At 41.8% G+C, this 19,834-nt stretch carries 16 protein-coding genes; 6 read left to right on the top strand and 10 right to left on the bottom strand.

Annotation, left to right across the window (positions count from 1 at the left end):
• The first annotated feature begins 24 nt into the window (after positions 1-24).
• From ACJVC5_RS05425 to ACJVC5_RS05405, 5 genes are read left to right on the top strand one after another with little or no spacing between them, the layout of a single operon-like run.
• Positions 25-954 carry a hypothetical protein gene (locus ACJVC5_RS05425; RefSeq protein WP_408098353.1) on the top strand — a complete coding sequence of 310 codons (930 nt, stop codon included), beginning with the start codon at positions 25-27 and terminating at the stop codon, positions 952-954.
• Position 955: 1 nt separating this feature from the next.
• Entirely contained in the window at positions 956-1,912 is a 957-nt protein-coding gene (locus ACJVC5_RS05420) for a PdxA family dehydrogenase (protein WP_408098352.1), read from the top strand.
• Positions 1,869-4,670 (top strand): excinuclease ABC subunit UvrA, encoded by a 2,802-nt coding sequence (uvrA, locus tag ACJVC5_RS05415; RefSeq protein WP_408098351.1) that lies wholly within the window; start codon positions 1,869-1,871, stop codon positions 4,668-4,670. Before ACJVC5_RS05420 ends, uvrA begins: the two co-directional genes overlap by 44 nt.
• 50 nt (positions 4,671-4,720) lie before the next feature.
• Positions 4,721-5,272 (top strand): hypothetical protein, encoded by a 552-nt coding sequence (locus ACJVC5_RS05410; protein WP_408098350.1) that lies wholly within the window; start codon positions 4,721-4,723, stop codon positions 5,270-5,272.
• Between the two features lies 1 nt (position 5,273).
• Positions 5,274-7,676: a hypothetical protein gene (locus ACJVC5_RS05405; RefSeq protein ID WP_408098349.1), complete on the top strand. Its 2,403-nt coding sequence runs from the start codon at positions 5,274-5,276 to the stop codon at positions 7,674-7,676.
• Between the two features lie 55 nt (positions 7,677-7,731).
• Here ACJVC5_RS05405 and ACJVC5_RS05400 read toward each other — a convergent pair whose 3' ends face one another.
• The 10 genes from ACJVC5_RS05400 to dnaA all read right to left on the bottom strand — a co-directional run bounded on the left by ACJVC5_RS05400 (position 7,732) and on the right by dnaA (position 19,476).
• Positions 7,732-7,965: an ATP synthase F0 subunit C gene (locus ACJVC5_RS05400; RefSeq protein ID WP_321395817.1), complete on the bottom strand. Its 234-nt coding sequence runs from the start codon at positions 7,963-7,965 to the stop codon at positions 7,732-7,734.
• 33 nt (positions 7,966-7,998) lie between these two features.
• Positions 7,999-8,769: a F0F1 ATP synthase subunit A gene (gene atpB, locus ACJVC5_RS05395; RefSeq protein ID WP_408098348.1), complete on the bottom strand. Its 771-nt coding sequence runs from the start codon at positions 8,767-8,769 to the stop codon at positions 7,999-8,001.
• A gap of 9 nt (positions 8,770-8,778) precedes the next feature.
• Positions 8,779-9,153, bottom strand: a complete 375-nt coding sequence (locus ACJVC5_RS05390; protein ID WP_408098347.1) for a hypothetical protein — start codon at positions 9,151-9,153, stop codon at positions 8,779-8,781.
• On the bottom strand, positions 9,135-9,326 hold the full coding sequence (locus ACJVC5_RS05385) for a hypothetical protein (protein WP_408098346.1): 192 nt from the start codon (positions 9,324-9,326) through the stop codon (positions 9,135-9,137). The genes ACJVC5_RS05390 and ACJVC5_RS05385 overlap by 19 nt, the downstream gene beginning before the upstream one ends.
• A 56-nt stretch (positions 9,327-9,382) precedes the next feature.
• Positions 9,383-10,204 (bottom strand): tetratricopeptide repeat protein, encoded by an 822-nt coding sequence (locus tag ACJVC5_RS05380; RefSeq protein WP_408098345.1) that lies wholly within the window; start codon positions 10,202-10,204, stop codon positions 9,383-9,385.
• Positions 10,158-12,644, bottom strand: a complete 2,487-nt coding sequence (gene gyrA, locus ACJVC5_RS05375) for a DNA gyrase subunit A (protein ID WP_408098344.1) — start codon at positions 12,642-12,644, stop codon at positions 10,158-10,160. The genes ACJVC5_RS05380 and gyrA overlap by 47 nt, the downstream gene beginning before the upstream one ends.
• A gap of 16 nt (positions 12,645-12,660) precedes the next feature.
• Positions 12,661-15,108, bottom strand: coding sequence for a DNA topoisomerase (ATP-hydrolyzing) subunit B (gene gyrB, locus ACJVC5_RS05370; RefSeq protein WP_408098343.1), 2,448 nt, complete (start codon positions 15,106-15,108; stop codon positions 12,661-12,663).
• An 11-nt stretch (positions 15,109-15,119) separates the two neighbouring features.
• A complete protein-coding gene (gene recF / locus ACJVC5_RS05365) occupies positions 15,120-16,220 on the bottom strand; it encodes a DNA replication/repair protein RecF (RefSeq protein WP_408098342.1) in 1,101 nt (366 codons plus the stop codon).
• Positions 16,221-16,229: 9 nt separating this feature from the next.
• Positions 16,230-17,342 (bottom strand): DNA polymerase III subunit beta, encoded by a 1,113-nt coding sequence (dnaN, locus tag ACJVC5_RS05360; protein WP_408098341.1) that lies wholly within the window; start codon positions 17,340-17,342, stop codon positions 16,230-16,232.
• A 523-nt stretch (positions 17,343-17,865) separates the two neighbouring features.
• Positions 17,866-19,476 (bottom strand): chromosomal replication initiator protein DnaA, encoded by a 1,611-nt coding sequence (gene dnaA / locus ACJVC5_RS05355; protein WP_408098340.1) that lies wholly within the window; start codon positions 19,474-19,476, stop codon positions 17,866-17,868.
• 202 nt (positions 19,477-19,678) lie between these two features.
• On the opposite strand from dnaA, the gene rpmH reads away from it, so the two are divergent.
• Entirely contained in the window at positions 19,679-19,831 is a 153-nt protein-coding gene (gene rpmH / locus ACJVC5_RS05350) for a 50S ribosomal protein L34 (protein ID WP_321400170.1), read from the top strand.
• Positions 19,832-19,834: the final 3 nt, after the last annotated feature.

The raw sequence follows: 19,834 nt of genomic DNA, 5'->3' as shown, positions 1-19,834 counted from the left end.
AAGGCATTATCACTGGACCAAAGCATGAAACTTTTAATTCTTATAATTCTCCTGGGCATGAGCTCTGCCTTTGCCCAGGATTCAAAATCCTCTGAAAAACTCCTTGATAAAATCGTAGCTGTCGTTAACACACGTGTTATTTCACTTTCTGAAATTAGACGTATGGAAGACACGCTAGAAGCGCGCCGAGAAGTTTCACCTATCATTTATTCTGAAAAGACCTATGACCAGAAGAAGCTTCTGGACATCGTGATCAAGTCTTTCATTATTCGCGACAAGATCAATGCCCAAGGTTATGTGATTAATGATGACGCCGTAGAGGGTCGTATTAAAATGACGGAAGAACGCCTTGGTCTGAAGCGTGCTGACCTTCTTCAGTTCTTAAAGAGTAAAAGCCTCACTTACGAAGAATACTTTGAAATCATCCGTGAAACGATGGAGTACAACATCTTCGCGCAACGAGTGATTGCTCCACTGATTTCAGTAACTGAACAAGAAATTAAAAACGAGTACTATCGTCGTAACTCAACCAACAATGCTCTTTCGTTCAAATACAACCTGGTCGACTTCTACATTGATGAGTCAAAACTCATTGATAAAAATGAAGGGAAATACCTGGCAGTTCTCAAGGACTACCAGCTAACTGGTAAACTTCCGGAAGAATATCGTGATCTTGAATCAAATAATCTCGATGCCCTGAATGAAGATGGTCTCTCTAAAGACCTGGCCAAGGTATTAAAAAACACGTCTGAAGGTTCATTTTCAAAAGCGATTTCACTTAACGGTTACCTACACGTTTTCTACGTTCAGAAAAAAGATCTGGTTGAATCTCAGGATTTCTTGAAGTTCAAAGACCAAATCCAGAACGAGATTTTTATGAACAAGGGTAAATCAGTTTCAACAAACTGGTTTGATCGCGAATACTCTAACTACTACATCAAAAATCTTCTCTAATATGAAAGTCTACGTGACTCAAGGACACGAAGAAGGCATTGGACTCGAGGTCTTCTTCAAATCCGTGATGCTCATGTCAAAGGAAGAGCTAAAACTCATCCGTTTGATTGCTTTCGAAAAATCCGTCATTCAAACTCTTAAAAGTTTGCGTCTGCCGTTTAGTATTCTTGAAGACTCGATCTTCCTGGCAGGTATTGAGATCAAGGTCTATTGGCTTTCAGCGATCAATCATTCAGAAAGCTTCACCGCCATAGATCTTGGAATGCGCTTATGTGAAAGCGGGGGAGTGCTCTTTACGCTTCCAACTTCAAAAGATCAGTTCCCAGGATATGCGGGCCATACGGAGTATTTCCGTTCCTTTTATAAAAGACCAGAACTTGGGATGTTCTTCTCATCACCACGACTTCAGGTCCTTCTTCTGTCAGATCACGTGGCGGTTAAAGATCTTTCTAAACTCATGACTGAAGATCTCATCTATCAGCGTCTCCTTTTAGCAGTTGAGACCCTCAATGATTGGAACTGGCCGACCAAAAGAATATTGATATCTGGCATGAACCCTCACGCGGGGGAGCAAGGCCTTATAGGCGACGAAGATGCTCGAATCACTAAGGCGATTAAGCGCCTAAGATCAAAAATAAAATTAGATGTGCTTGGTCCCTTACCGGGTGATACAATGCTTTTCGAGCAAAAGTCGAAAGAGGATCTTCTGGTTTATCTTTTCCACGATCAGGGTCTGGGTGTCTTCAAGGGACTACAAGGTTTCATTGGATCAAATATCACACTCGGTCTACCATATCCTCGCTTTAGTCCTGATCATGGAACATCATTTGGATTGTTCGGAAAAAATCAGGCAGACTATCGCGGCTGCGCTTATTCATTGAAAGAAGCTGTGCAAATGCTCACGAGGATTTCTCATGGAAAAAATTCAAGTCACCAAGGCAAAAGTCCACAATCTTAAAAATATTGATGTCTCTCTTCCGAGACACTCATTGACCGTTATTACCGGCCCTTCAGGTTCAGGTAAATCTTCTCTGGCCTTCGATACCATCTATGCCGAAGGGCAACGCCGTTACATTGAATCGCTTTCAAGTTACGCACGTCAGTTCATCGGACAAATTGAAGCGCCGGAAGTGGAAAGCATCACAGGTCTTTCACCTGCGATAGCCATTGATCAAAAATCAACCACCAAAAACCCACGTTCAACAGTGGGAACAATCACTGAGATCTATGATTATCTTCGTTTGCTTTATGCTCGTTTAGGAGAGGCCCACTGTCCTGAGACCGGTGAGAAAGTGGCAAAGCAATCACCTCAGCAGATCGTAGAACAGATTTGTAAATTTAAATCAGGCACTAAGCTTCAGATCCTGTCTCCTGTCATTCGATCAAAGAAAGGGGAGCACAAGGAAGAACTCGCGAAATACATTAGTATGGGTTTTACTCGTGTGCGTTTGAATGGCGAGATCATTAACCTCGAAGACAACATCGCTATTAACAAGTCTCGTTTTAACAACATTGATATCGTGGTTGATCGCCTAGTGATTAAAGAAGGAGTGAAACCTCGTCTTACAGAATCAGTGGAAAACGCGCTGAAACTTTCAGATGGATATCTGGTGGTGTTGGCGGATGAAGTAGAGCACTTCTATTCAGAAAAAAACTATTCATTCAAATCTGGGAAGAGTTATCCGGATTTGGAACCTCGTCTGTTCTCTTTCAACTCACCACTTGGTGCGTGTCCCATTTGTAATGGTCTGGGAATTTCCAAGCGCTTTGATATTGATGGTCTTCTTTTAGATGAGACCCTTTCTCTAGAAGAAGGGGCGATGCCGATTGTGAAGAAGAACTCATTTCTTATGCAGATGGTGCGCTCAGTGGCAGAGGCCGAAAAAGTGGACACGGAGAAACCGTTTCATAAGCTGTCGGAAAAATTCCGTAACATTCTTTATAACGGCAGCGAGAAGATCTATAACTATAAATTTGAATCTGAAAATTCTTCCTGGAACTTTAAAAAAGAGTTCCCAGGAGTCGTTGCCTGGTTAGAAAAAAAATATAACGAATCCGAATCAGAAAAGACCCGTGCTGAACTTGAAGAATATATGATCATCAAGAAGTGTCCGGGTTGTAAGGGTAAAAAGCTAAATCCTTTTGCTCTTGCTGCTACCATTAAAGGTCAATCCATCATGGATGTTTGTGATCTTTCTATTAATGAGGCCGCTGGCTTCTTTGATTCACTGGAATTTACCGGCAACCAGGCCATTATTGCTCACAAAGTCTTAAAAGAAGTCAGAGACCGACTTAAGTTTCTACTAAATGTGGGACTAAATTATCTGACTCTTAACCGCGATGCCATGACACTTTCAGGTGGTGAATCACAACGTATTCGTCTCGCTACTCAGATTGGCTCGGCACTTTCAGGTGTCCTTTATGTTCTGGACGAGCCGAGTATTGGCCTTCATCAGCGTGACAACGAAAAGTTGATCAAGACCCTGGTCGATCTTCGCGATATCGGTAACACCGTTTTAGTGGTAGAGCATGATGAAGATACCATGCTCGCTTCAGACTACTTAATTGACATGGGTCCGGAAGCGGGAATTCATGGTGGTGAAATCGTTGCCGCAGGAACTCCGGAAGAAATTAAAAAGAACAAAAAATCTATTACCGGTAAGTATCTATCGGGAGAACTTAAAATTGAAGTTCCGGCGAAACGCCGAAGTCTTAAAGATCATATCGTTTTAAATAAAGCGAAGGAACACAATCTCCAAGATGTGACGCTTAAACTTCCTCTCGGAGGAATGACCTGTATCACTGGCGTTTCTGGTTCCGGTAAATCGACCCTTGTTCACAAAGTGCTTATTCCTGCGATTAAAAACTATCTCTCTCGTGGTCGTCGCGGAAGTTCGGCCAACTATCAGTCTATTACCGGAGTGGATAAAATTCAGAGTTTGATTGAACTTGATCAATCACCAATTGGAAGAACGCCACATTCAAACCCGGCCACTTACACTGGTCTCTTTGATGATATTAGAAACATCTTCTCGCAAACCAATGAATCGAAAGTTCGTGGCTATAAACCTGGGCGCTTTTCATTTAACGTGAAGGGCGGACGTTGTGAAACATGTGAAGGAAATGGAATGCTTAAAATTGAAATGCACTTCCTTCCGGATGTTTATGTGACTTGTTCAGAATGCCGAGGCTCTCGTTATAACAATGAAACTCTTTCCATCCTTTATCGTGGAAAAAATATCGCCGATGTTCTTGCCATGAGTATCGAAGAAGCGGAACCATTTTTTGAAAACCATCCTAAGGTGAATCGCGCGCTCAAAGTATTGAATGCCGTGGGACTTGGTTACATCAAACTAGGTCAACCTGCGACCACCCTTTCTGGAGGTGAGGCCCAACGCTTAAAGCTTTCTCGCGAGCTTTCAAAGTCTACTAAAGGCTCATGTCTTTATGTTCTCGATGAGCCAACCACAGGACTTCACTTTGAAGACATTAATATTCTTCTTAAGGCCCTCAATAAACTCATAGACCAAAACCACTCACTCCTCATTATTGAACACAATTTGGATGTGATTAAAACTGCGGACTGGGTAATTGATCTAGGTCCAGAAGGTGGTAAGGGTGGAGGTCAAATTGTGGCCGAAGGAACCCCTGAAACAGTGGCGAAAGCCAAGGCCTCTCATACCGGAAAATATCTGGCCAAGGCCTTGAAATCTTAATATAGCCCGACTATCAAGCTAAAGTATTTACCCCGATTTACGATAAGGATTTGTCTTACATCGTACGGGGTAGACTTATGTGGAGATTGGCCATTTGCCTGAGTTTATTTGCTCTTACAACTCATGCAAAGAATCTTGAACTTCAAAAAGACTCGCGAAGTATTTTTATTCAAGAGAAAGAGGACTGGGTCTTAGGCAAAGATCTCTTTGGCATGCCCTTTATCTATTTTTCTCCACAAGTTAATGGTCAACGTTCCAATATCAGCTTCACCGATACCGGTGCTGAATTTGAATTAGATGCAAAATCTCTCTCCACAACTCAAGACAAGTATCAGGCCAATAAAAAACTATGGGCCGAAAAAGTCGGTGCCACTCCTGTTTCTTTTATGCCTTATGAAACCAGCGTGAATCAACGTGGACACAAGGTCCATAAAATTGGATTCATCTATCAGCATGAAGGTAGGACATATAATGAAAAGTCCTATTACATTGAATGCCGGGGAAAAATTCTCTTCTCTAAGTCCCTAAGGCTTTCGGAAAACGCCGCCCATGATAAAGATTTTTCAGATCTCATAAGCTCCATAGATTGTGGTGGAGTGTAAGATGAAAAAGTTGCTCGCGTTAAAACTCGTTTTCCTTTTACTTTGCACGACTCTCGCCCCCTTAGGACAGACTTTTGCGAAGACAGGAAACTGTGAAAACGGTGAGTGCATTGAAAAGCTGATTGATCGACTAGAAGAATTAGAGAAACTTTATAAGGCCCAATGCCTTCCTAAAAATATTAAACACGCAGATATTCCGAAATACCAAATAAAGAATGGAATTACAGAAGAGTGTTTCCAAATTCTCAATGAGGTCAAACAAAAAGAAGACGATCTTTCAAAACACAAGGATCGCTTAGAAGGCAGACTTGGTTGTGAGAGTGGTGACTGTAAAATGCCCAACACTAGTGTGAGCATTAACTCTCAGTTAAATGACCTTTCTAAAGTCAGTGCCAGTCAAGCCTGTAATGAAACTAAAAAACAAGAAATTAAAAACAGTTGTAGCTCTGAACTCACATGTGTGATGACGGCCTCAGCTCTTGGTGTAGGCGGGTACCTTGCAGAAATCCTGGTTCCGGAAAAGGCCAAACCAAAGAACTGTCACCTTGGTAATGATAGTTGTGTAACTCAACTTGCTTCGAGTTTCATTAAGGCGGCCGTTTCCTTTTTCGAAGGTCTATGGTGGATGGTTTCCTCGGCCGGTAAATATGCTGGAAAAAAAATGGGAGAATTTTGGAACTGGGTAAGTGGTGCTGAAGATCACTCTTCTACATCTCAACTTGCACTGGCCCAGGCCTCAAAGGATCCAAGCATCTTTAAAGAACTCACAGAAGATTTCCCCGGTGCCATGAAGAAAATTTTCTCGGCCTTTGTTGCTTCTCTTAAAGAGTGGATGAAAACCGATGTCTTCTGCCAGAAATGGGCAGGAGTTCCACGCGCAAGTAAATGCCTTGTTCCCACTAGCAACTTTGATTGTCTCTCATGTAAAACAGCAGTGACCGGTTTGTGCTCTATCTCAGGAACCTTGATCGCTGAAATTGTTCCTGCCTTCTTGTCCGGCGGTATTTCTGTTGCCCTTAAACAAGGTGTGAATGGTGCCGCAAAACTTGCGACTCTTTTTAAGGTCTCTGAAAAAGGATTGGCCGCAGTTAAGAGTACGAAGATTGGCCGGGCCGCGGTTTCCGCATCCGCAAAAACAGATGAAGTATTACGAGTCACCAAAGGACTTAAGGCCGCCAAAGATTCAATAACTATCGCACTAAGGGCCATTAGGGCCTATATGCTTTCGCCTTCGAGGAAAGCACTTAAAGTATCCTACACATCATTAATGGATGGACTTAAAAAGGGTGGGGCAGCAATCGCTGAAGCTCCTGGTGGTAAAATTCTGGTCTTTAGTGGAACTGTTTTAAAGTATGGAGCGAAGACCGTGCTTTATCCAATAGATAACCCTATGACCAACATCGCCTACCGGGCCGGTCATAAAACGTTTGATAAAATTTTTACTCTTGGGAGGCCGACCCTTGCTGTAAAGACATCAGTTGCCACAGCTATTCTTCAAAAAGATCCAAGTATCGAAACCACTCTGGCAAAAATAGCGAAGGAAACTAATGAGAGTAAAAGGCTGATCCTAGAGAAAGAGCTCCTGACTAAAGTTGAACCTATTCGTAAGGACGCAACGAAAATTGCTCTTTCAAAAGACAACACCGAGTTCTCTCAGCTCGTAAAAGATCTCTATCCAGAACTTCAATATGGTCAGCTAGCAAAAAAACTTCCTGCCAAGCAGGTAGCAGCGGTTGAGAAAGAACTTTATATTGAAATTTCTCAAATGGCAGATGGTGCTCGCAAACTAAAACTAATGAAACAATACAATAGTTATGTCTCCGGTAATCAATTGCGCGCGAAAATTTTGAAAAATCATGCGTCCCTTTTTGATACAGACATAAAACCAATTCCCAAACCTGTCCCGCAAAACACTGGTGAATTCAAGTTGGTGAAACGTCCAGTTCGCCCAAGTGCGGAGGGGAACATCATCTTTCAAGACGGAAATGCGGCCGATATTCATACCAAAAATGAGTTAAGCGCAGTTATGCGAACACTGAAGAGCAAACCGAACTCAAGCATCTACATCAATATCACTCCCGACTCGCATAAGAACTATGTATTCAGGGTCACGGGTCTCGACCAGAAAAGTTCAGATACGATTATTGAGGCCATGCTGAAAAATGAAAAACTCACTCATGGTTTTAATGAACAGTTCAGACTAGGCCGAAATCAATTGAATATTGAAGTTTTGACTCGTGAAAGTGGTCAGATGAAAGTTGAAGATTTGAGATTTCGAGCAGACACGGTGGTATTGGAAGAAGTGATTGAACAACCGACAAACTATTCCCGTGGTATGTTTAAGATCATGTCTCCCACACTACACGGGGCCGATCATCAGGCGACCCAAGAAAAGAAACAGTAGAAATAAAAAGGGCCTCTTCCGAGGCCCTTCTTTTTATCTTCTAAAAGCTTAGATATTAAGCTGACTTTTGAAGGATAAGGAACGCGATACCGAAACCGAAAAGAACTAGTGATTCTACTAGAGCTAGAGCAAGAATCATTGGAGTTTGAAGTTTTTCAGCAGCAGCTGGGTTACGAGCGATACCTTCAAGAGCTACAGAAGCAGCTTTACCTTGAGCGAATGTTCCGCCAAGTACAGCAGCAGCGAAAGTTAGAGCAGCAGAAAGAACAACCCATGAATTAACGTCCATTTTATTTTCCTTTGTTAGACAGTTAGCGATTTATTAGTGGTGGTGCTCGTGATCACCATGATCGTGATGAGCAGTCGCCATACCAATATAAATCATTGTTAGTAGTGTAAATACGAAGGCCTGAAGGAACCCTACGAAGATACCCATTGCGTAGAACGGGATCGGAACGATGTAAGGAACTAGTTCAGAGAAGATTCCAAGAATCAAGTGGTCACCATCCATGTTCCCGCGAAGACGAAGAGCAAGAGATAGAGGACGAACTGAAACTGAAATGATTTCGATAGGGAAGATAAGAAGCGCAAGAGCAGGCATTGGACCAGCAAAGTGCTTCATATAGTTAACGAAACCAACGGCACGAATACCTTGGAAGTTAAAATAGAAGAAAGTGAAGATACCAAGAGCAAGAGTCGTATTCAGGTTCTGGTTAGCTGACATTGAACCAGGAAGAATACCGATCAAGTTGTTGATAAGAATGAAGAAGAAAACGAAGATTACGTAAGAAAAATATTTCTTCGTAGCATCTTCACCCATAACTGTTTTTGCAGTTCCGTACATACCTTGGCCAAGAGCTTCGATAAGGTTACGAACTGTAATTCCTTTACCAGGAATAATGATGTTCTTAGCTGAAGAGATTTGAGCGCGGTAAAGAACACCGGCAACAATCATAATCAATGAACCAGCAACAAGAGCTAGAGTGTGAGCTGGAACGTGAAATGCGTGAGAAGCTTCGCTAAAGAAGTTGAAGCCGCCTGAAGCAAAGGCAGATTGAGCCAGAAATAAGCCAAGAAGACCTAAAAGTTTCATGTGTATGTCCTAACTATTTTGATAGTTGTTTTTAATACTTACGACCTGAATTATCAATTGGAAAAAGATAATCAAAAAAAGTTTTGTAATCAGAGCTTTTTTATAGAGATAGATGATCGCGATCAGACCAAATAAAAGTACAAACTTAAGAAGGAGGAGGACCAAAATCCTCGCCACATGGCGCTGGGCGTCAGCACTGTCCCGGCTGGAGGCCACTACTGATTTTACGATGTTAACCAGTACTGTATGGTTAAGAACGAGCACCACCAGGGCGGCCACTAAAATCGCGGAATCCACAGTTAAACCGCCACCTAAAATGAGGGCCGGAATAATGTTGATGGCAGAGAGAAGGTAGAATTTTTTATCTATTTCTTTTTTTTCCATGAGACCTGGATCATTTTAATTAGCATCACAACTACGACCGCGATCAAAAAGCCTTGAGCGACACCCTGAGATATTACTTCATGCTGTACCAGGGCCTGAAACCCAAAGAACACACCCAAAATCGTCGAGGGGAGACCAAGCGCAATGGCGAGGGCCTTCTGCCAGCTAGACATGATAACCGCCAGTCAAAAATTGTTTAAAATAAGATAAAGGAAAGTTAACTTTTGGTCTAACGTTTTCTGGCCACTCTGCGAGCGTAAACTGACTTCAAACGCGCGCGGAGCACATCCGGGTTTGGATAGACCGGTAGAAGCGAATAATAAATATTATAGGCCTCTTTAAGTTTCTCGTTGGATTCGTAAGCATTGGCGATCAGAAACTTCACATTAATGATTTGATCTCTACGACGTTCTCGTTTTAAGTACTCCATCCAGTACTCAACCGCTTTGTCCCAATTCTTATTATAAAATTCGATCAGCCCAAGTTGATGATAGGCCTCAACATAATGAGGATTGGCCGGCTGGCTTAGAATCTGAGTAAAGATCTCCCGGGCCTTTTCGTATTTACCCATTTCAAAGTAGGCCTCACCAACACGCAGAAAGTAATAATCATACTGCTTAAAGCGGGGCTTAAAGTTCATCAGGATTTTATAGACCCGAATCGCCTCAGGATAATTTTTAGAGAAAGTGAAATTAATGTCCGCGATTTTTTCCATCGCCTTCACTTGGAAGAGTGGGTTCTCTTCATTGTCCACAATGTACTGATAGTAATTAAGGGCCTTCACCTGTTCATTCAGATAAAGATAATAAATGTCCGCCAACTGATAGTTGATCTTGGTCTTAATGACTTTAGAAGGGTTCTTTTTTAAAACGCGCTCGTAGAGTTCAACCGCTTTGGCGAAGTCTTGATTATCCACATACTCTTGGGCGTTGAGGATGTCGCGATTAAGACCTGGGGTAAAGTCACAAGAACTCAACCCCAGGATGAATAGAAGAATTAAAAGATTATTGTACAGGTGTCTCAGTTGCTTCACCATCTGATCCATCATCATCTGATTCAGCAATTTTCTCAACTGCTACAACTTTTTCGTCAGGTTTTACGTTAATCAGACGAACACCTTGAGTGTTACGGCCCAGAAGCGAAATGCCTGAGATTTTCGTTCTGATCACCTGACCTTTGTCAGTGATGATCATCAGATCGTCTTTATCAGTCACAGGTAGGATCGCCATGATATCACCAGTTTTCTCAGTGAGTTTCATCGCCAGGATACCTTTACCGCCACGAGACTGCTTACGATACTCTTCAGCGGCCGAACGTTTACCATAACCGCGAGAAGTTACAGTCAGGATCTCAGATGTTTCATCAATGATTTCCATACCGATCACTGATTCATTTTCATCAAGGCTCATACCTTTCACACCTTGAGACACACGTCCTTGAGCACGGCAATCGTCTTCATGGAAGCGGATTGATTTACCAGCAGAAGAAGCAAGAAGAACGTCTTTCTTACCATCAGTGATTCTCACGGCAAGAACTTCGTCACCATCTACGACTTTGATGGCCTTAAGACCGTTCTGTCTCATGTTCTTATACTCAGAAAGCTCAGACTTCTTCACGATACCATGCTTAGTTGCGAAAACGAGGAAAGAACCTTCAGCGTCTTTTGGAACCGTAATGATCTCTTTTACTTTTTCATCGGCCGGAACGTTAATGATGTTAACGATGTTACGACCTTTCGATGTACGTTGACCTTCAGGGATCTGGTAAACCTTAATCTGGAACACAGTACCCTTATCAGTGAAGATCATGAGGTTATCATGAGTATCAGCAGTGAAGATTGAAGTGTAGAAATCGTCTTCGAGGTCCGCACCTTTCACACCTTTACCACCACGCTTCTGAGCGCGGTAAGTATCAGTCGCCATACGCTTCAGGTAACCTTTCTGCGTAATCGTCACGATCACTTCTTCGTTCTTAATCAGATCTTCCATCTGAATTTCATCGGCCTGAGCAATGATCTCAGTACGACGAGCGTCACCGTAATTTTCACGGATCTCAACAAACTCAGCGCGGATGATGCCGCGGATTTGATCTTCAGAACCTAGAATTCCTTCTAAGCGAGCGATCTCTTTCATTACAGCTTCGTAGTCGGCAATGATCTTATCACGCTCTAGACCCGTTAAGCGTTGTAGACGCATGTCCAAGACAGCTTGTGCCTGGATCGCAGAAAGAGTGAATTTATGCATCAACTGATCTTTAGCTTGGGCAGGACCTTCTGCTTTTTTGATCAGTTCAACAATCGCGTCGATATTCTCAACGGCGATTTTTAGACCTTCTAAAATGTGAGCACGCTCACGGGCCTTCTTTAACTCGTAAGTCGTACGACGAATTACGATTTCACGACGGTGTTCGATGAAACAAAGAAGTTGTTCTTTAAGATCCATTACCTTCGGCTGACCGTTGTAGATCGAGAGGAAGATAATACCGAAAGAAACCTGCATCTGAGTTTGCTTGTAAAGACGGTTAAGGATCACAGCACCTTGTTCGCCTTTCTTAATATCAATAACAACTCGGATACCTTCACGTGAAGATTCATCGCGGATATCAGAGATACCTTCGATGGCCTTTTCCGTTACTAGCTCAGCGATTTTCTCGATGAGTTTTGCTTTGTTCACTTGGTATGGAAGTTCAGTGATAACGATTTGCTCGCGATCATTTTTCTTAACTTCAATATCGGCCTTAGCACGAACTTGAATCACACCTTTACCTGTATGGTAGGCCTGCTGAATACCAGCAGTTCCATGAATCGCACCCGCAGTCGGGAAATCTGGACCAGGAATGATCTTAATCAGATCATGAACAGTAATGGCCGAATCATCAATCAGGGCCAATAGACCATTCATGACTTCAGTCAAGTTGTGCGGAGGAATGTTGGTCGCCATACCTACGGCGATACCAGCAGATCCGTTGATTAACAGGTTAGGAATCTTTGTTGGAAGAACCGTTGGCTCTTGTAATGAACCATCATAGTTGTCCTGCCAATCAACAGTTTCTTTATCAATGTCACCAAGCATATCGTTGGTGAGCTTTTGCATTCTTGCTTCTGTGTATCGCATGGCCGCGGCGTTATCACCGTCGATCGAACCGAAGTTACCTTGACCGTCGATGATCGGATATCTCATAGAGAAGTCCTGAGCTAGACGAACAAGAGCGCCGTATACAGCAGAGTCACCGTGCGGGTGATATTTACCGATAACGTCACCCACGATACGCGCCGACTTTAAGTACGGACGGTTGTGGTAGTTATTAAGCATGTGCATGGCATATAGAACGCGGCGGTGAACCGGTTTAAAACCATCACGTACATCTGGTAGGGCACGGCCCACGATTACTGACATGGCGTAATCGAGGTAACAGTTTTTCATCTCATCTTGAATTAAAAGAGGAGTGATGTTCCCGTGGTTAACTTCTGAATTGTTATTCTCATCAGACATATTTCTTCCTTAAAAATTAAATATCGAGGTTACGAACATTCAGAGCATTTGTTTCTACAAATTCTCTACGAGGATCTACCTGGTCACCCATTAGAACAGAGAACACCTGGTCCGCATCAATCGTATCTTCAATCTTCACTTGAAGAAGAGTACGGTTCGCCGGATTCATAGTTGTTTCCCAAAGTTGCTCTGGGTTCATCTCTCCAAGACCCTTATAACGCTGAATGTATGCACCTTGGCGGCCTTCATTTGAAACGAAAGTCGCGAAATCAAGAAGACCTTTGTGCTTCGTCTGATTTCCTTGATGCTTCAACACGAATTCAGATTTTAAATAACGTTTAAGACCATCGTTCTGGTTCACAAGATCAGCAAACTCCGAAGAATCTACGAAATTCATACCAATTCTGAAGTTCTTAGTTTTAAGAGCAGACTGAACTTGAACGCGAATTTGGAAGCCCATGTTCTTAATGTCGTCTTCAATTTTCAGTTCGTATTTCTTAAGTGATACGTGGCCTGATTCTTTAAGCTTAGCGGCCAAGGCATCAACATAAGTAGTTAACTTTGCCTTGTCCTTCATCATATCAACTTTCAGTGTGCCATCTTCAACCAGCATTCTTAAGAAGTGAGCGTCGTAGTGACGGTCGTAAGACTCAAGGTTGCCGTTGTAATTTCTGAACTTATTCACAAGTGACTTAACGTTTTCCACATCAGTGACTTGACCATCAATTGTAATTTCAGAATCTGATAGTGAACTTGAAACGAGATAAGACTCAAGTTCGCCACCATCTTTTAAGTAACGCTCGTTTTTCCCTTTCTTATATTTATAAAGAGGAGGTTGAGCGATGTATAAGTGACCGCGCTCAATGATCTCTGGGAACTGACGATAGAACAGAGTCAGAAGAAGTGTACGAATGTGTGATCCATCCACGTCCGCATCGGTCATGATGACGATTTTGTAGTAACGAAGTTTCGAGATATCGAAAGAATCTTTACCAATCGACGTACCGATCGCCTGAACGAGATATTTAATTTCGTCACTTGATAACATTTTATCGTAACGGGCCTTTTCTACGTTAAGGATCTTACCCTTAAGTGGAAGAACCGCTTGAGTACGACGGTCACGACCTTGTTTAGCTGAACCACCCGCAGAGTCACCCTCTACGATGTAAATTTCACAAAGCTCTGGGTTCTTTTCCTGACAGTCGGCCATCTTCCCTGGAAGTCCAGAGAAATCTAATGCTGTTTTACGACGAGTAAGTTCACGCGCTTTACGAGCGGCCTCACGAGCAGCAGCAGCATCAGTTGATTTTTTAATGATTGTTTTACCAACGTTTGGATTTTCTTCCAGGTAAATTTTGAAACGATCACCCACAAGTGAGTTCACGATACCTTCAACTTCTGAGTTACCAAGTTTTGACTTAGTTTGACCTTCGAATTGTGGGTTAGTGAGTTTCACTGAAACAATCGCAGTCAGACCTTCACGCATATCATCGCCGGTAAGGGCAATTTTAATGTTCTTAAGAAGGTTGTTATCCTTTGCGTAGTTGTTAAGCACACGTGTAAGAGCAGTTTTGAAACCTGAAACGTGAACACCACCCTCTGGAGTGTTAATGTTGTTCGCGTATGAAGTCATGGTCTCTGAATAACCATCTGTCCACTGCATCGCCACTTCCACTTCGTAGTTATCACGGGCCTGGAAGAAGTACACTGGCTCTTTATGAATCGGAGTTTTTGCACGGTTAAGATAATTAACGAACTCAGAAAGACCGCCCTCATAGTGGAAAGTCTCACCTTTATCAGAGCGCTCATCGTGAATAGAAATTTTAAGTCCCTTGTTAAGGAAGGCCATTTCACGGAAGCGGTTCGCAAGAGTGTCGTAAGAGTACTCGTGAACTTCGAAAATTTCGTTGTCTGATTTGAATGTAACTGTTGTACCTGTGTCTTTAGGATCACAGTCACCAATTACTTTAAGCGGTTCTTTTGCTTCACCATGATTGAATTCAAGACGGTGAAGTTTACCGTGTTTTTTAATTTCTAGACGTACCCACTTAGAAAGTGCGTTCACTACTGAAGCACCTACACCGTGTAGACCACCTGATACTTTATAAGCACCACCGTCTTCATTGAACTTACCGCCGGCGTGAAGTTTCGTGTACACGATTTCAGCAGCAGAAATTCCTTCAGTAGGGTGAATGTCAGTCGGAATACCACGTCCGTTATCAATAACAGTTAAAGAGTTATCAACATGGATAACAACTTTAATTTCTGTACAGTAACCGGCAAGTGCCTCATCGACAGCGTTGTCCACAATTTCGTATACACAGTGGTGGAATCCACGGAAACCCGTGTCCCCAATGTACATACCGGGACGCTTACGAACTGCCTCCAGGCCTTCAAGAATTTTAATCTTGTCAGCGGTGTATTCGGTGTTAACTTTTGCAATCGAATCAGGAGTTTGATTCATCCAGAGTGCTCCTATCCATGGTGTTTGAGCGTTCCATGTTCCATATAAAACTTTTTGGAAGCTGGTATTTTTTCCAATTCTTTTCCGAAGCTCTCATTGGCCGTCGTGATCAAGACTTGGAAGTTTTTGGTTTCCAAATATTGGATCAAATTTTTCCATCTCTGGCTATCCAATTCGCCTGAAACGTCGTCAATGAGGACAATAGGATAAGACGTAAATTTATACCGAAAAAGCTCAATATAGGCAAATATAAGGCTCAGAAACGCCATTTTCTGCTGGCCTAAGGAACAGAATTCGAACGCGTTGAGTCCATCGAAGCTGAAAATGAAGTCGTCGCGATGGACACCAACTTGTGTAACTTCGGCTTTTAGATCAGCATTTTCCTGGTGACGATAGAAGTCAAATATCCGTTTTTGGTCCCAATGGACAAATAAACTGTCCAAATCCAGCTGAAGAGTGTGTTCTTCAGAGAAAATCGCCTTAAAAGTAGGAGTGATAAATTGATTTAGCGCAGTCAAAAACTCAAATCGTCTTTGGGTGATAAAGGCCGAGTATTCTGAGACCTGTTCATCAATCGCCCGTAACTGCATCGAAGCGTTTTTTCCACCAAAACCCAAAACCGAGTTTCGAAACTTCATCGCTTTTTGAAATCGGGTCAAAACTTGACGATATTCTTTATCACCAAGTGAAATATGACTATCGACCCACTGGCGACGGAAAGTTCCGCTGGTATGAAAATTATAAGAGTCAAAAGGGTTAATAAAAACCGATGTTGAAGGAGTTTTACTCTTCTCAGGTTTGTTATTGAAAAATCTCTCTTCTAGAGAATCAGACATTCGTAGTGAGTAGGGAAGTAGACCATCTTCACTCTCAAAGACTGATTGTAAAATGATCTCTGGACTTTCGCCCTCGATGTTGATCATTTGTGCATAATCGGTGTTTTTACGAAATGATTTTTTATTCGTTAAGAGGAAAACCGCTTCTAGAAGATTGGTTTTACCGTTTCCGTTTTGCCCCAAGATACAATTAATACCAGGAGAGAAATCAAAAATAGAATTTTTGAGATTTCGGAAATTTTGCGCCTGTAATTTTTTAATTTTCCAACAATTCATCCACACCAATTAGAGTTTTAAAGGCATGATAATTCCCAGGAACTCTGGAAGATCGTCCGCTTTAATAACAACTGGGCTTAGTTCGTTGTTAAATTCAAAAGTCACATCAGTCTCATTTAGAACTGAAAGGCTCTCGATAAGATATTTAGCGTTGAAACCAATTTCAGTGGCCTTGCCATCATAAGTGATAGGTAAAGTTTCAGTCGCCTGACCTAGGGCCGGGTGATTGGTAGAAATTACAATTTCGTTTTTCTGGATATTAAGCTTCACACCATTGGTTTTTTCATTAGAAAGAATCTTGATCCTCTTAACAGCATTTAAAATGGCGTTACGGTCAATATGGAAGCGATTAGTGGTCTTAGAAGGAATAACAGTTTGGTACTTAGGATATTCGCGAGCAATCAGACGAATTGAAAGATAGTACTCATTTCGTGCATTAACGAACATGAATGAATCATCTAGAGAGATGGAAACATCATCTTCAGGATATGTATCAGCGATCTTCTTAAGTTCAGAGATACCTTTACGAGGAACGATTACACCATCTACCAGGAATTTATTTTCGCCGATAAATTCGTGAGTATCTAACAATGCCAGACGGTGACCGTCGATGGCGACTGCTCTTAGTTTTGAATCAGTCATCTGAAGATAAATACCATTAAGGTACAATCTCGTTTCATCGGTAGAGATGGCATGAGAGGTCTTGTTAATGATCTGAGCAATCTGTTTTGTCTTTAAACGAAATTCAGAACTAGAGTTCTGGAAACTTAATTGTGGAAATTCCTCAGTACTTGTCACCAAAAGTGAATAATTGATGTTTTTACAAGTGAGATTTAAAAGATTGCTGTTATCCACACTCATGATCACATCATCGTTAGGAAGTTCTCTTAAGATGTCTGCGATATTTTTGCTATTGATACAGAAAGAGCCTTCCTGTTCAATTTGAGCGTTTAAAAGGATTTTGGCAGAAACTTCCAAATCAGTAGCAATCAATTCTAATTTCTGACCTTGAGATTTAATCAAGCAGTTCGTAAGAATTGGACGTGAGTTCTTTTTATCTACTACAGATAAAACCTTGTTAATGGCATCACGAAGGACCTGTGATTGGATCGTTAGTTTCATATTCGTTCCTTAATTGGATGCAAAGGTTTTAACTTTAAGAGAAGAGATTATCAAGTGGACTGCCCCTGTAGGTCCATTTTCTTTTATCCCTATATATATATGTATTTATATTCTTAGATAATGATATCTGGGATAGTGTGGATGAATTGGGCGGCGCCTTTTAATTTTAGCTACTTATCCGCAATTTCTTCTAAAGTCTTCAACGCAACCTTTGTTATTCCAAATTTTCTTATTCGTATATTTTCGACCGTAACGTTGATGAGTGGATTATTCCGCATGAGGCCCTTGATAGAACCTTAACAAAAATCTACGACTCATTTCAGCATCTGGTGATGGGCCGTGGATGGGCCTTTTTTATCCACATTTTTATCCACAATGTTTATGAATGGGCCGTTAATCCACAGGCCTCCACATAAAAACGTGTTGGATTGTTAGGCCGAGTAGTCAAACGTGGGCATAAAAAAAGGGCCGACTACTCAATAAAAGTTATCGGCCCTTAAGGTGTGTGTTTGTTTGTGGAGAACTAGAGTTGTTTCTCGATGTCGAGAACTTGCTGAGCTAACAGACCATCAGTTTTAATTCGATCGCTAATGGTTTTAATCGCGTGAAGAACCGTCGAGTGATCACGACCAGAGAAGTACTGGCCATTATCTTTTAACGTCGGTTTAAGCATTTTACTAACGAGATACATGGCAACCTGGCGAGGCAGGGCCACTTCTTTGGTTTTGGCCTTACCACGGATGTCACCCAGTGGGATTTTATAATAATTGGCGACGGTCTTAGTGATCGTTTCAATTGTTACGTTCTTTTGGTTCTCGAGCTCTTCATTAAGTTTTAAGTGCTCTTTGGCCACTTCCAGATCAATGTCCACTTTTAGAATCGACGTAACGGCGCCAAGTTTAATCAGACAACCTTCAAGTTCACGGATGTTGCTCTTTACGCATTTCGCGACAAGATTGACCACGTCATCACTTAAATAAACGTCTTTTTCTACCGCTTTCTTTTTAAGAATCGCGATACGAGTTTCAAGATCCGGTTGTTGGATTTCTACTGGTAGGGCAGAAGAGAGACGCGTACGGATACGGTCTTCAATTCCATCAATTTCTTTCGGAGTTTTATCTGATGTGAACACCAGCTGCTTTCCGCGTTCGATCAGTTCATTAAAAATGTGGAAAAACATCTCTTGAGTTGTGGTTTTGTTCTTCAACTCGTGGATATCATCAATAATTAAAATGTCGGTTTGCTCAGTGTACTTCTTTTTAAATTCATAGGACTGATTCTTCTTAATGATCGAGTCCACCATTTCATTCATAAAACGGTTAGCAGAAGTAAGACAAATTCTCATGCTAGGTTTATGAGTCTGAATGTGGTTTGCGATGGCGTGGATCAAGTGAGTTTTACCTAATCCGGAATTACCATATATATAGAGTGCCGGATAAGCTTTGCCCGGATCTTTCGCCACTGCCAGTGAAAGCGCGTGAGCGATATTATTAGATGGTCCAATAATAAAGTTATTGAATGTCTTATTAATATCAATCTGGTTAGAATTGTTATTACTCTGATGCTCAATCACCTGAGAGTCGATGGCCTTAAAAAGATCATCTTTCGTTGGTTCAAGCTCATCAATGAAGAAAGTCGTGTTCTTAATTGATTCTGGTTTTTTCGCCGGCTGCTTAAGTGTGTTCAGAATGTTTTCTGAATTTGAACTCAAACTTTGCGAAGGCGCACCCAGAACTTGGATATCAATGGCGTAGTTTTTTCCAAGAACTTCAAACAGCGCCTGCTTAATAGTGTCCGGATAGTGCGTCTCAACCATCTTTTTAATAAAGCTGGTCGTCACCATGATTTCAACTGTGTCCTGATTAATGGCAGAAACTGTGAAAGCATTGGCGAAATAAGCGTGGAACTTATTAGGATTAATGAGGTTTTTAATATTATCAAGTAGGGCGTCCGTCAGCGTTTTCAGTTCGTCCCCAGAAAATTCAGATGCAGGTGCTTTAGGTTCAGCAGCAGCATTCATGGATTTGATGGTTTGCTCAACGATAACAGGATTTACTTCGGCTTTTTTAGCTGTATGGGCATCTGAGAGACCATCAAGCTTCAAAAAGTGATTAAAAGGGAACTTCTGTGTCATTTATATAAATTTGATTGAGTTTGTGTTAAAAAAGTCCGACAGAGGTAACACTTCCTGGGATCATAATCAACCGCCGGCCTCTTACAAGACCTTACTCTGACGCTTTGATTAATAAATAATATTGACCCAGATCGGATTTTCCTGTAATAAAGGGCTTCCGTAAAATTTATCCGTAATATGGCTAAAGGACTTCAATATGAGTATGCAAAAGAGAACTTGGCAACCTAAGAAACTTAAGAGACTTCGTGATCACGGGTTTCTTGCAAGAATGGCAACTGCTGGCGGTAAAAAAGTAATCAGCCGTCGTCGTGCTAAAGGCCGCAAGCAACTTACAGTTTCTACAGGATCTAAGTAATTT

The organism is Peredibacter sp. HCB2-198 (assembly GCF_045999315.1).
Classification (GTDB): domain Bacteria; phylum Bdellovibrionota; class Bacteriovoracia; order Bacteriovoracales; family Bacteriovoracaceae; genus Peredibacter.
Note: the sequence above shows the minus strand (reverse complement) of the source record. Positions and strands in the feature narration are given on the sequence as shown.

Excerpts from the sequence above, each read along its gene's own strand:
- ACJVC5_RS05425 (WP_408098353.1), top strand. The coding sequence starts at position 25 with ATGAAACTTTTAATTCTTATAATTCTCCTGGGCATGAGCTCTGCCTTT.
- ACJVC5_RS05420 (WP_408098352.1), top strand. The coding sequence starts at position 956 with ATGAAAGTCTACGTGACTCAAGGACACGAAGAAGGCATTGGACTCGAG.
- uvrA (WP_408098351.1), top strand. The coding sequence starts at position 1,869 with ATGGAAAAAATTCAAGTCACCAAGGCAAAAGTCCACAATCTTAAAAAT.
- ACJVC5_RS05405 (WP_408098349.1), top strand. The coding sequence starts at position 5,274 with ATGAAAAAGTTGCTCGCGTTAAAACTCGTTTTCCTTTTACTTTGCACG.
- ACJVC5_RS05400 (WP_321395817.1), bottom strand. The coding sequence starts at position 7,965 with ATGGACGTTAATTCATGGGTTGTTCTTTCTGCTGCTCTAACTTTCGCT.
- atpB (WP_408098348.1), bottom strand. The coding sequence starts at position 8,769 with ATGAAACTTTTAGGTCTTCTTGGCTTATTTCTGGCTCAATCTGCCTTT.
- ACJVC5_RS05390 (WP_408098347.1), bottom strand. The coding sequence starts at position 9,153 with ATGGAAAAAAAAGAAATAGATAAAAAATTCTACCTTCTCTCTGCCATC.
- ACJVC5_RS05385 (WP_408098346.1), bottom strand. The coding sequence starts at position 9,326 with ATGTCTAGCTGGCAGAAGGCCCTCGCCATTGCGCTTGGTCTCCCCTCG.
- ACJVC5_RS05380 (WP_408098345.1), bottom strand. The coding sequence starts at position 10,204 with ATGATGATGGATCAGATGGTGAAGCAACTGAGACACCTGTACAATAAT.
- gyrA (WP_408098344.1), bottom strand. The coding sequence starts at position 12,644 with ATGTCTGATGAGAATAACAATTCAGAAGTTAACCACGGGAACATCACT.
- gyrB (WP_408098343.1), bottom strand. The coding sequence starts at position 15,108 with ATGAATCAAACTCCTGATTCGATTGCAAAAGTTAACACCGAATACACC.
- recF (WP_408098342.1), bottom strand. The coding sequence starts at position 16,220 with ATGAATTGTTGGAAAATTAAAAAATTACAGGCGCAAAATTTCCGAAAT.
- dnaN (WP_408098341.1), bottom strand. The coding sequence starts at position 17,342 with ATGAAACTAACGATCCAATCACAGGTCCTTCGTGATGCCATTAACAAG.
- dnaA (WP_408098340.1), bottom strand. The coding sequence starts at position 19,476 with ATGACACAGAAGTTCCCTTTTAATCACTTTTTGAAGCTTGATGGTCTC.
- rpmH (WP_321400170.1), top strand. The coding sequence starts at position 19,679 with ATGCAAAAGAGAACTTGGCAACCTAAGAAACTTAAGAGACTTCGTGAT.